Below are 12,072 nucleotides of genomic sequence, written 5' to 3' on the forward strand. Positions count from 1 at the left end.
GGCCATGATGAACCTTACCGAATATCGCAACCGCAATACCCGGCTTGCCGACTTCCTCCCTTGGGTCGCGCTGGTCGGCGAAGGCGTCGTGCTCAACAAGGATGGCAGCCTGCAGCGCACCGCGCGGTTTCGTGGTCCCGACCTCGACAGCGCCGTTCCGGCTGAGCTGATCGCAGTCGCTGGACGGCTTAACAACGCCTTCCGCCGCCTCGGCTCCGGCTGGGCGATCTTCGTCGAGGCGCAACGACACGGCGCCGCTACCTATCCCGCCAGCATGTTCGCCGACAGCGCGTCCGCGCTGGTCGACGCCGAACGCAAAGCGGATTTCGAGGAAGCGGGCGCGCATTTCGAGTCGAGCTACTTCCTGACATTCCTCTATCTGCCGCCGGCCGAAGACACCGCGCGCGCCGAAACCTGGCTCTATGAAGGCCGTGACCATGCGGGTGTCGATGCGCACGAGATCCTGCGCGGCTTTACCGACCGCACCGACCGCATCCTCCAGCTCATCGACGCCTTCATGCCGGAATGCGCCTGGCTGGATGACGCCGAGACGCTGACCTTCCTGCACTCGACGGTCTCGACGAAGCGCCACCGCGTCCGCGTGCCCGAGACGCCGATCTATCTCGATGCACTGCTGGCCGATCAGCCGCTCACCGGCGGGCTCGAGCCGCGCCTTGGCGACACGCATTTGCGCATCCTCACCATTGTCGGCTTCCCGACCGCGACCACGCCCGGCATCCTCGATGAGCTGAACCGGCTGGCCTTTCCCTATCGTTGGTCGACAAGGGCCGTTCTCCTCGACAAGACCGACGCCACAAAGCTGCTGACCAAGATCCGGCGGCAATGGTTTGCCAAGCGCAAGTCCATCGCGGCCATCCTGAAGGAGGTGATGACCAACGAGGCTTCGGCGCTGGTCGACACCGACGCGGCGAATAAGGCGGTCGACGCCGACATGGCGTTGCAGGAGCTCGGGGCCGACTATGCCGGTCAGGCCTATGTGACGGCGACGATTACTGTCTGGGACGAGGATCCACGCATTGCGGCCGAGAAGCTGCGCCTGGTTGAGAAGGTCATCCAGGGCCGCGATTTCACCGCCATGCCCGAGACCATCAACGCTGTGGACGCATGGCTCGGCAGCCTGCCCGGCCACGCCTACGCAAACGTGCGGCAACCGCCGATCAACACGCTCAATCTCGCCCACATGATCCCGCTGTCGGCGGTATGGGCGGGACCGGAACGGGACGAGCACTTCGCAGCCCCCCCACTGCTGTTCGGCAAGACCGAAGGCTCGACCCCGTTCCGGCTTTCCATTCACATCGGCGACGTCGGTCATACACTGATCGTCGGACCGACCGGCGCCGGGAAGTCAGTGCTGCTGGCGCTGATGGCGCTGCAGTTTCGTCGCTACGAGCGATCCCAGGTGTTCGCCTTCGATTTCGGTGGCTCGATCCGGGCCGCGGCGCTCGCTATGCGCGGCGACTGGCACGACCTCGGCGGAGGACTCACCGAAGGCGCCGACGATAGCGTGTCGCTTCAACCGCTGGCGCGCATCGACGACGTCGCGGAACGGGCGTGGGCGGCTGACTGGCTCACCGCCATGCTCGGGCGCGAAAGCGTTTCGATCACACCCGAGGTCAAAGAGCATCTCTGGTCCGCGCTCTCGTCGCTCGCCTCCGCGCCGCTCGGCGAGCGCACGCTGACGGGCCTATCGGTCCTCCTGCAATCCAACGATCTCAAGCAGGCGCTTCGGCCCTACTGCGTCGGTGGCCCTTACGGCCGCCTGCTCGACGCCGAAGCCGAACATCTCGGCCAGGCCTCGGTCCAGGCGTTCGAGACCGAGGGACTGATCGGCACCGGGGCCGCTGCTGCGGTCCTCGCCTATCTCTTTCACCGCATCGAGGATCATCTCGATGGCCGGCCGACACTGCTGATCGTCGACGAAGGCTGGCTCGCGCTCGATGACGAGGGCTTTGCGGGGCAGCTCCGCGAATGGCTGAAGACGCTGCGCAAGAAGAACGCCAGCGTCATCTTCGCCACCCAGTCGCTGTCGGACATCGACCGCTCCGCCATCGCCCCGGCCATCATCGAGAGCTGCCAGACACGCATCCTGCTGCCGAACGAACGCGCGATCGAGCCCCAGATCACCGCGATCTATCGCCGCTTCGGGTTGAACGACCGGCAGATCGAGATCCTCGCCCGGGCCATGCCCAAGCGCGACTACTACTGCCAGTCGCGGCGCGGCAATCGCCTGTTCGAGCTGGGCCTTTCGGATGTCGCCTTGGCGCTCTGCGCCGCCTCCTCGAAACAGCATCAGGCGCTGATCGCGGAGGTGCATGCCCGTAGCGGCACCGACGGCTTTCTCGCCGAGTGGCTCGCTGAAAACCGCCTCGGCTGGGCGGCCGACCTCATCGCCCATCTCACCAACGTCACCCCCCAAACCGATCCGGAGGCACGCCCATGACCCGTTTCGTTCATTCCCGCTCGCGCGCCATGCGCGTCGCTGCAATTGTCCTCGCCGCTCCGATGGCGCTCTCGCCGATCCTCAGCAGCCCGGCCGCCGCGCAATGGATCGTCTACGATCCGACCAATTATGCGCAGAATGTCCTGACAGCCGCCCGGACGCTTCAGCAGGTCAATCAACAGATCACTCAGCTTCAGAACGAAGCGACAATGCTGATCAACCAGGCCCGCAATCTGGCGAGCCTGCCATACTCTTCCCTCCAACAGCTTCAGCAGTCGGTTCAGCGCACCCAGCAGCTGCTGCAACAGGCGCAGCGCATCGCCTACGATGTCCAGAACATTGATCAGGCGTTCCAGACCACCTACGGCAACGCCTCGATGTCCGCTTCCGATCAGGCGCTCGTGGCGCAGGCGCGCGAGCGTTGGCAGAACACGGTCGGCGGGCTGCAGGACGCCATGCGCGTGCAGGCGGGTGTCGTCGGCAACATCGACACCAACCGCACAGAGATGTCCTCGCTGATCGGCCGAAGCCAGGGAGCCACGGGCGCACTGCAGGCGACGCAGGCCGGCAACCAGCTCCTCGCACTTCAGGCACAACAGCTTGCCGACCTTACGGCCGTCGTCGCGGCAAACGGCAGGTCGCAGGCGCTCTCCGAAGCCGAGCGTGCCGCAGCCGCCGAACAGGGCCGCGAGCAACGCCGCCGGTTCCTCACGCCGGGCTCCGGCTACCAGGCCGGGAATGCCCGCATGTTCCCGAACAGCGGTAACTGAGGGCGCGGCCATGGACGGCAAGATGCTCGCCCGACTTGGCGCTGTGGTGTTCGTCGCCGTGGCCGTCACTGCGACGGCAATCGAGATGAGCCGGAATGAGGAGCCAGCGGAGAGCTGGGCTTCGTCACGCTCAAGCACGACGCCGTCGGATCCCTTGCGCGACGAGTTGTTACGCTGCCAGGCCCTCGGCGAGGCCGGGCCGCGTGATCCTGCCTGCCTGCGGGCCTGGGCGAAAAACCGCAACCGCTTCCTCGCGCCGGGCGCTCGACCGGCAGAGCGGCTGCCAGAAGCCGCGCCGGCTCCACACCCGCCAGCGGACAAGGATGTCCCGGCCCAGCCGGCGCCGGTGTCGCCGATGGCCGAGACGCGGTAGCGTCATGGGCAACACCGGCGTCATCGACCACTTCCTCGAGGTCTTCACCCGCTACATCGATTCCGGCTTCGGGCTGCTCAGCGGTGAAGTCGCTTTCATCGCCACGACGCTGATCGTCATCGATGTGACGCTGGCCGCGCTGTTCTGGTCCTGGGGCGCCGCCGACGACATCTTCGCCCGCCTGGTGAAGAAGACGCTGTTCGTTGGCGTGTTCGCCTACATCATCGGCAACTGGAACAACCTCGCGCGCATCGTCTTCGAGAGCTTCGCCGGCTTGGGCCTCAAGGCCAGTGGCACGGGCTTCACAACGGCCGATCTGCTGCGGCCGGGCAAGGTGGCGCAAACCGGTCTCGATGCCGGGCGACCGCTTCTGGAATCGATCTCCGGCCTGATGGGCTACTGGTCGTTCTTCGAGAACTTCATCCAGATCGCCTGCATGTTTCTCGCCTGGGCGCTGGTGTTGCTCGCCTTCTTCATCCTCGCGATCCAGCTCTTCGTCACCCTAATCGAATTCAAGCTCACCACGCTGGCCGGCTTCGTCCTCATTCCGTTCGGCCTGTTCAGCAAGTCCGCGTTCATGGCCGAACGGGTGCTCGGCAACGTCATCTCCTCCGGCATCAAGGTGCTGGTGCTGGCCGTCATCATCGGCATCGGTTCCACCTTGTTCTCCGAGTTCACCGCTGGCTTTGGTGGCGCCACGCCCTCGATCGACGAGGCAATGGCCATCGTACTCGCCGCGCTGTCGCTGCTCGGCCTCGGCATCTTCGGTCCCGGCATCGCCAGTGGCATCGTCTCTGGCAGTCCGCAGCTCAGCGCCGGCGCGGCGGTGGGTACAGGCCTCGCGGCCGGCGGCATGATCGCCGCCGGAGCCGGCGCGGTCGGCGCGGTTGCCTCCGGTGGCGCCGCGCTTGTCGGAGGCGCGGCAGCCGCGGCCCGGGGCGGCGCGGCCATGGCGGGTGGCGCATCCACGGCCTACAGCCTCGGCGCAGCAGGCCAGTCAGGCGCCGGCGGCGTCGCCGCAGGCCTCGGCGGTGTTGTTCGGGCAGGCGGCAGCGCGGCTGTCTCACCCCTGCGCCGCGCCGCCTCACGCGCCGCTGAGAGCATGCGCTCGAGCTTCAATGCCGGCGGTAAGACCGCGTTCGAAGCGACTGGCGGCTCCTCCACGATGGGATCGGCCGGCGGCGACGCGGGCGGCGACGGTGGCGGCTCGGCCGCTCCCGCCGCCGCGGGCGGACCGCCCGCATGGGCGCAGCGCATGCGCCGCTCCCAACGCATGACACACGCCGTCCAGGCGACCGCTCACGCCGTACGCTCCGGTGATGCCCATGGCGGCGGCTCTTCCGTCAATCTTTCCGAAGGCGACCGCTAATGTTCAAACGACCCTCGACCCACTATGGCAAAGCCCCCGAACCCGAAACGCCCTATCAGCGCGCCGCACAGGTTTGGGACGAACGGATCGGCTCCTCGCGCGTCCAGGCAAAGAACTGGCGGTTGATGGCATTCGGTTCGCTGACCCTCTCCGCCGGCTTGGCAACTGCGCTGGTCTGGCAGTCGGCACGCGGCACGATCGTCCCCTGGGTGGTGCAAGTCGACCGGCTCGGCCAGGCGCAGGCGGTGGCGCCGGCTGTCGCGGACTATCGTCCGACTGACCCGCAGGTCGCCTTCCACCTGGCGCGATTCATCGAGCAGGTCCGTTCGATCCCGGCCGACGCCATCATCGTGCGGCAGAACTGGCTGCGCGCCTACGACTTCACGACCGACCGCGGCGCAGCGGCGCTTAATGACTATGCCCGCGCCAACGACCCGTTCACCAAGGTCGGCCGCCAGCAGATCGCCGTCGAAGTCTCCAGCGTGATCCGCGCGTCTCCCGACAGCTTCCGCGTCGCCTGGGTCGAGCGCCGTTACGAGAACGGCCAGCTCGCCACGACCGAGCGCTGGACCGCGATCCTAACGATCGTCGTGCAGGTTCCGCGAAACGCCGATCGGCTCAGGGCGAACCCGCTCGGCATCTACGTCAACGCCATCAACTGGTCACGGGAGCTTGGGCAATGAAGCCGTTTTTCCGTAAAGCCGGAAATCCGGCTTCGCACAATTCCGCATTCCCGGCTCTGCGCCGAGGCGCATTTCCGCTCCTGATGCTGGCGACGTCTGCGCTTGCCGGCTGCGCCACCAGCACCCCGCCGCCGGAGATCTCCTACGACAATGCCGCGCCTGCGGTGCAGACGGTGGATCCCCCGGCGCCGGTAACAGTCGTGGAACTGCCGCGGCCCCTACCGCTGCCCGGGCAGATGAAACCGGTGGAGCGCTCCCGTCAGGCACCCGAACCGACCGATCCTACAGCGCGGGTCAACCAGGCCAATGCTGCAGCCCGCATTCAGCCGGTGCGCGACGGCTTCATCAATTCTATGCAGGTCTATCCGTTCACCCAAGGCGCGCTCTATCAGGTCTACACCGCCATCGGGCAGATCACCGACATTGCGTTGCAGCCCGGAGAGCAGCTCGTGGGCTCCGGCCCGGTCGCCGCCGGCGACACCGTCCGCTGGATCATCGGCGACACACAGAGCGGCGCCGGGCCAACGCTTCAGGTCCATATCCTGGTGAAGCCGACCCGGCCGGACCTGATGACCAATCTCGTCATCAACACCAACCTGCGCACCTACCACATGGAACTGCGCTCGACCGAGCGGACCTATATGGCCTCGGTCTCCTGGCAGTATCCGCAGGACCAGCTCATAGCGCTGCGCCGTCAGAACCAACTGGCTGAAGCCACGCAGCCGGTCGTATCCGGCGTCGACCTTGCCAATGTCAACTTCCGCTACGCGATCGACGGCGACCGCGCACCGTGGCGGCCACTGCGCGCCTTCGACGATGGCCGCCAGGTCTTCATCGAATTTCCGCGCGGCATCGGTCAGGGTGAGATGCCGCCGCTGTTCGTGGTCGGTTCCGAGGGCAACACCTCGGAACTGGTGAACTACCGGGTGCGCGGCCATCACATGATCGTCGATCGGCTCTTCGCCGCCGCCGAGTTGCGCTTCGGCTCCGGCGACCGCCAGAAGCGCGTCCGCATCGTGCGTACCGATGGGAGGCCGGCGTCGTGAGCGAGACAGAGTCCCGGAAAGAGGAAGGGCTGGACGAGGATGCTCGGCCGTTGACCGGCGAGCCCGTCGGTCCCGCGCAGATGCGGCTGCGCGCCGAACCGCCTCGCGTCACTCGACTGTCGCGAAAGGTGCTGGCCGGGCTCGGCCTGGTCGCGAGCTTCGGGATCGGCGGTGCGCTGATCTATGCCCTTCAAACCCGCGATGACGGTCGGCCGAACGAGGAACTCTACTCGACCCAGAACCGCTCGACAGCCGATGGCATCGCCGGCTTGCCACGCGACTATAGCGGCGTGCCTCAGCTGGGCCCGCCGCTTCCGGGCGACCTCGGCCGCCCCATCCTTGGCGCACAGAATCGCGGCCAATCCGTGCCGACGCCCGGCGTGGCCCCGCCCAATCCCGGCCTCAGTCCGGAAGAGCAGCGGCGCATTCAGGAACTCGAATCGGCGCGCACGGCGCGGCTGTTCGCCGCCACCGAAACTCGGACGGCCCCAGTAGCACCGTCGCAAACTACGCCCGGCGCACAGCCGATGCCCGATCTCACCAGTCTCGGGCTGGCCCCCCCGCCGACGACGCCAACCGCGCAGGACCGGCAAAACGCCTTCCTCAACGCTGCTGTCGATCGGCGCACCGTCGCCGCTGATCGCGTCGCCGCGCCAGCCTCGCCAAACGTGCTGCAGGCGGGCGCCGTGATTTCCGCCGCGCTGATCACCGGGATTCGATCGGATCTGCCTGGCCAGATCACGGCCCAGGTGACCGAAAACATCTATGACAGCCCGACGGGCCGCATCCTGCTCGTGCCCCAAGGTACACGCGTCATCGGTCAGTACGACAACAACGTCCAGTTCGGACAAAGCCGCGTCCTGTTGGTATGGAACAGGCTGATCTTCCCGAACGGGCGCTCGATCGCTCTCGAACGCCAGCCGGGTGCCGACGCCGAGGGCTATGCCGGCCTGCAGGATGGTGTCGATTATCACTGGTGGGATCTCGCCAAGGCAGCGGGGCTTTCGACCCTGCTCAGTGTTGGCGCCGAACTCGCCACCGATGACGATGACCGCTTGATCCAGGCAATCCGCAATGGCGGCCAGGACACGATCAATGATGCGGGCCAACAGATCGTCCGGCGCCAACTCAATATCGCTCCGACGCTCACCATCCGGCCCGGCTTCCCCGTGCGCGTGATCGTCACGCGCGACCTCGTGCTCGAACCATACAGAGGGTGATATGACCAAGCTCAAACTCGGCGCGATCATTGACGACAAGCCGATCAAGCTCACCATCGAATTGCCGGCGCTGCTGCACCGCGATCTCGTCGCCTATGCCGAGGTCCTGGCTCGCGAAACTGGGCAGCCGGTTACCGATCCGGCGAAGCTGATCGCACCGATGGTTCAGCGCTTCATCGCTACCGACCGAGGCTTTGCTAAAGCGCGGAGCCGATCCACCTCCCCCGAATAATCGTTTATACTCGATCAATCAGTCGACGAGCCCTTCACCCATTGCTAACCGGCGTGCTTGACTGAGGCTCATCTCCACCAGATTCTTAAGAGCCGGGTTCTGATTTGATGTCGACCAAACCACACTGGATGATACGGTGTCTTCGCTGCTGATAATCGGCAGGAATCGCAGTTTCGGATATGCGATGCCGAGTGTTGAATCGGTCGTCAGAGTAATTCCGAATCCCCGACCGACCATGTTTAGCAGGTTCTCCCGGCCCACACGCTGAACAGAGATTTTCGGGTGAAACGCGGTTCTAGACAACTGCCGCACCAGATAGTCCTCTATCTCCGGTCCTGCTGCGTCCGCAGTCACGAGAAACGTCTCGTGCCTAATGTTATCCCAAGTTACCGCTGACAGGGCGACGACCCGATGAACATCAGGGACTGCGACAAAGATCTTCTCATTCCACAGCTTTTCGGCTCTGCAACCAGGTAACCTTGGAGCGCCGGGCATAAAGGCAGCATCAAGCCGACCATTGAGGACGGCGCTAGCGTTGGCTTGCGAGGTCGCCTCTTCAAGTTTGATATCGACAGCGGGAAAGCGGCTGTGGAAGGCGCTTAGCAGTTCCGCGAGGAACCCATTTGCCAATGATGCCATGAACCCGATGCAGACCTTGCCCGAATGGCCCCGTTTGACGAGAGCAAGACCATTTACGGCCTGACACAGATGCTCTGCACCGACCGCGGCATCCATCAAGAAGCGCTCGCCTGCTGGCGTCACACGAGCTCCTGATCGGTTGCGATCGAACAGAGAGATCCCGATGCGATGTTCGAGCAATTGGATACGTCTGCTAACGGTAGATTGAGGAACATTGAGCATTTCCGCGGTACGCCGAAAGCTTCCCTGCTCAGCGGCGAGTATTGCGTATTTGAGGTAACGCAGATCCAGAGTGAGATCCGGCATCTTAATCGCCTTCATCCGATGTCCGGATCGTCGACGGCCGTGCCTGTTCGGCGGAGAAAAGCTGCCGCCTTGATGGGCTTGATCCCGCTGGCCAGACCGTAGCGCTCCGCGGAGAGTGGATCGCCGGATCTCCGGAACAGGTCGTGGCTGCAGTGCAGTGGCGCAGACTCGCCGAGATCAAGCTCTCCCCGACTTCATGATCCTGAGCGACCGATAAGGGAGGCTTGCCGATGTCGCTGGTCATTGCATCGATCCCAGGTTGCTCTCGCCGCCCGGCCGAAATCGGACGCCGAGCACGAGAGGCACTGCGAGTGCGTTGACAGCCAGCGCCGACAGCCAGATCGCGCCCGGCCACTGCTCGCGGACCACCAAGTAGAAAGTGGAAAACAACAGTGGGCCAACGATTGAAGCGAGGCTCATGGCAGACGCCAATACGCCCTGGAATTGGCCCTGCTGGTCATCGTCGACGAGACGGGTTGCCAACGACTGTAGGGCCGGCGTGCCGATGCCGGCGAGGGCGATGACCGGCATGATTGCAAAAACGACCCAAGCGTCTTTGGCAAAGGCCATCACCAGTAGAGCGATGCTGGCGCCCGCGATGCCTGCCAAGACGGCACCTCGCTCTCCCAGTAGCTTTGCGGCGGGCCCCGGCATCAACGCTTGTGAAAGTGTTTGGCACACTCCGAAGGCGCCCAGCGAAAGGCCGATCCACAGACCGTTCCATCCAAAGACGTCATTGCCCCAAAGTGCCCAGCATGTCCCGTACACTTCACCGGTGGCGCTCAGCACGAAGAAGAGTGTGACCACGGGCATCAAGGATTTCGTAGAGAATGCCCACTGCATCGGGCGCAAGGGATTGAATGCTGCGAAGTTGATCTTCTCGTTGGTCGGGGTTCGCGACTCGGGAAGGATAAACAGTGCTAAGAGAAAATTGCCCGCGTTCAGCACGGCCGCAGCGATGAACGGGAGCCTTAACCAGTGGTCGCCGAGAACGCCGCCGAGCACTGGCCCCAGGATGAAGCCGATGCCGAACATGGCGTTGAACAAGCCAAAGCGCCGTGCACGCATATCTTCCGGAGAAATGTCCGTGATGTAGGCTGTTGCTACCGAGATATTAGCACTGGACAATCCGGCGATGGCGCGGCCGACAATCAACAGCCATATCGATGGAGCGAACGCCATGACCACGTAGTTGATAACTGCCCCGCCAAGCGAGATCAGCAGCACCGGTCGGCGGCCGAGCCGATCACTTAATGCGCCCAACACAGGCGCAAAGATGAATTGCATCGCCGCGTAGAGCGCGGTCAGGATTCCAATGTAAGCTGCCACATTGGGGGCGTGCGTCACATCTTCGATGAGACGGGGGAGGATTGGAAAAATCAGGCCAATCCCGATCGCATCGAGGCAGATGGCCGCAAAAATAACGGTAAGCGGTCGGTTCACTGCAGGGTTACGCTCACGGGCTTTCCGTCAAAGAATAAGCCGCCAGTAGGGCCGTTCGCATCGAGCGTTGCGGCCCAGACGACGCCTTTGGCAGCTTCAGCCGGAGCGCGATCATTCTCATCGTCGCCGCGTTCGGGATGGCTGGCGACCGATCCGGGATCAACCGCGTTGATCAGGATCGGCGTCTGCGCCAGCGACGTGGCCAGCGTCGCAGTCAGCGCGTTGAGGGTGTACTTAGCCAATGAATAGGCCGGTGAGAACAAAGGGCCTGGGTCACGCTTCCCGATCTGCTGCGCGGCCGCGCTTGTGACGTTGACGATACGCGCTGCGGGCGCCCTCCGGAGCAGTGGCAGCAGGGCCTGAATAAGCGCCCAGCTTCCAAACACATTCACGGCGAACAACGCCTGAAGCGCCTCCAGATCGACCTCGAGCGCCGAATGAGTATGGAAATCAGGCATGGCGCTCGCGTTATTCACCAGGACGTCGAGATGATCGATCGCCGCTGCCACATGCTCCGCCAATTCATCGATGCTGGAACAGTCGGCTAAATCCAGTGGCATGGCGCTAGCGCTAAAGCCGGCCTCACGCAGCTCCGCGGCAAGCGGCTCCGCTTGCCCCACGTCCCTCGCTGCTAGGATGACGTGATATCCCTGCGCAGCCAGTTGGCGAGCGACTGCGAGGCCGAGCCCGAGTGGACGGCTCACGCCGGTGATCAGAGCGTTTTTGGAGTTCATCATGCTCTCCTGCGACACGGCGCCTGTCGCACCAGAAGGAAAATTATACTTGGTACAAGTTTCCTACGCTGCCAGCCGGGGGATGTCAATAATTTATATACTCGGTATATTTTTTGAGGTATGAGGGCTCCATGTCACAGCCATCCGGTCTCCGAGCCCGCAAGCGGCTCGCCACCCGCAGAGCCATTTCGCAAGTTGCCGATCGTCTATTTTTGGAACGCGGCTTCGAAAACGTGACTGTGGATGAAATCGCCGCGGCGGCGGGAATTGGTCGGATGACAGTCTTCAATTACTTCCCCCGCAAGGAAGACATGTTCTTCGATCGCGATGAAGAGGGCCGCGAAACAGTGCGGGAAGCTTTGCGCCAGCGCGATTCCGGTGAATCTCCGATCGAGACATTACGTCTCCTCGCCCACCGGTTGGTTGCGGAACAGGCGCCTTACCTAGAATTTTCTAGCCGTAGCCAGGACTTCATCAAAACTGTTGAGCAAAGCGAAACGCTTAGGGCTCGAGCACGTGTGATACGCGACGAACTCGCGCAAGTCGTGGCTAAGTCTCTAGCTGAATGCCTCGGGTATGAACCTGCCGATGCTGACGCCCACTTGGCTGCCGGCCTGCTCGTAGCTGCGTGGACTGCAGCGTTCCTAGAAGCGCATCGGATCTTTCGTCAAACGCAAGATGCTGACGCGGCGAAAGCGGCGTTCCTTGTGATCGTCGACAAAGGTGTCCTTGGCGTGAAAGCAGCAATGGCGGAGACGCCCTACGTCTGAAGCGTCGCCGCGAGAAAATGCTGATT

Annotated in this window: 12 protein-coding genes; 9 read left to right on the forward strand and 3 right to left on the reverse strand. The window is 63.9% G+C overall.

What is annotated here, in order from left to right:
• The first annotated feature begins 4 nt into the window (after window positions 1-4).
• The 8 genes from trbE to FIB18_RS21490 are packed head-to-tail and all read left to right on the forward strand — an operon-like array spanning window position 5 to window position 8,154.
• Window positions 5-2,461, forward strand: coding sequence for a conjugal transfer protein TrbE (gene trbE / locus FIB18_RS21455; protein ID WP_140022652.1), 2,457 nt, complete (start codon window positions 5-7; stop codon window positions 2,459-2,461).
• Window positions 2,458-3,231, forward strand: a complete 774-nt coding sequence (trbJ, locus tag FIB18_RS21460; RefSeq protein ID WP_140022653.1) for a P-type conjugative transfer protein TrbJ — start codon at window positions 2,458-2,460, stop codon at window positions 3,229-3,231. The genes trbE and trbJ overlap by 4 nt, the downstream gene beginning before the upstream one ends.
• A gap of 10 nt (window positions 3,232-3,241) precedes the next feature.
• The gene (trbK-alt, locus tag FIB18_RS21465) at window positions 3,242-3,604 is read left to right on the forward strand and encodes a putative entry exclusion protein TrbK-alt (protein WP_140022654.1); all 363 of its coding nucleotides are present in this window, start codon (window positions 3,242-3,244) and stop codon (window positions 3,602-3,604) included.
• Between the two features lie 4 nt (window positions 3,605-3,608).
• Window positions 3,609-4,973 carry a P-type conjugative transfer protein TrbL gene (gene trbL, locus FIB18_RS21470; protein WP_140022655.1) on the forward strand — a complete coding sequence of 455 codons (1,365 nt, stop codon included), beginning with the start codon at window positions 3,609-3,611 and terminating at the stop codon, window positions 4,971-4,973.
• Window positions 4,973-5,656 carry a conjugal transfer protein TrbF gene (gene trbF, locus FIB18_RS21475; RefSeq protein ID WP_140022656.1) on the forward strand — a complete coding sequence of 228 codons (684 nt, stop codon included), beginning with the start codon at window positions 4,973-4,975 and terminating at the stop codon, window positions 5,654-5,656. Before trbL ends, trbF begins: the two co-directional genes overlap by 1 nt.
• On the forward strand, window positions 5,653-6,702 hold the full coding sequence (trbG, locus tag FIB18_RS21480; RefSeq protein WP_140022657.1) for a P-type conjugative transfer protein TrbG: 1,050 nt from the start codon (window positions 5,653-5,655) through the stop codon (window positions 6,700-6,702). Before trbF ends, trbG begins: the two co-directional genes overlap by 4 nt.
• Entirely contained in the window at window positions 6,699-7,922 is a 1,224-nt protein-coding gene (locus tag FIB18_RS21485) for a TrbI/VirB10 family protein (protein WP_140022658.1), read from the forward strand. Before trbG ends, FIB18_RS21485 begins: the two co-directional genes overlap by 4 nt.
• A gap of 1 nt (window position 7,923) precedes the next feature.
• On the forward strand, window positions 7,924-8,154 hold the full coding sequence (locus tag FIB18_RS21490) for a DUF2274 domain-containing protein (RefSeq protein ID WP_140022659.1): 231 nt from the start codon (window positions 7,924-7,926) through the stop codon (window positions 8,152-8,154).
• Window positions 8,155-8,172: 18 nt separating this feature from the next.
• Here the strand turns inward: FIB18_RS21490 and FIB18_RS21495 are convergent, their stop codons facing one another.
• The 3 genes from FIB18_RS21495 to FIB18_RS21505 form a co-directional block, all read right to left on the reverse strand.
• Window positions 8,173-9,114 (reverse strand): LysR family transcriptional regulator, encoded by a 942-nt coding sequence (locus FIB18_RS21495; RefSeq protein ID WP_235894939.1) that lies wholly within the window; start codon window positions 9,112-9,114, stop codon window positions 8,173-8,175.
• Between the two features lie 225 nt (window positions 9,115-9,339).
• A complete protein-coding gene (locus FIB18_RS21500; RefSeq protein ID WP_140022660.1) occupies window positions 9,340-10,542 on the reverse strand; it encodes a TCR/Tet family MFS transporter in 1,203 nt (400 codons plus the stop codon).
• Window positions 10,539-11,276: an SDR family NAD(P)-dependent oxidoreductase gene (locus FIB18_RS21505; RefSeq protein WP_140022661.1), complete on the reverse strand. Its 738-nt coding sequence runs from the start codon at window positions 11,274-11,276 to the stop codon at window positions 10,539-10,541. The genes FIB18_RS21500 and FIB18_RS21505 overlap by 4 nt, the downstream gene beginning before the upstream one ends.
• 131 nt (window positions 11,277-11,407) lie before the next feature.
• Here FIB18_RS21505 and FIB18_RS21510 point away from each other — a divergent pair, with 131 nt between their 5' ends.
• Window positions 11,408-12,046 carry a TetR family transcriptional regulator gene (locus tag FIB18_RS21510; RefSeq protein ID WP_140022662.1) on the forward strand — a complete coding sequence of 213 codons (639 nt, stop codon included), beginning with the start codon at window positions 11,408-11,410 and terminating at the stop codon, window positions 12,044-12,046.
• Window positions 12,047-12,072 lie beyond the last annotated feature (26 nt).

Origin of the sequence: Brucella pecoris, assembly GCF_006376675.1 — a bacterium.
In the GTDB taxonomy this organism is placed as follows: domain Bacteria; phylum Pseudomonadota; class Alphaproteobacteria; order Rhizobiales; family Rhizobiaceae; genus Brucella; species Brucella pecoris.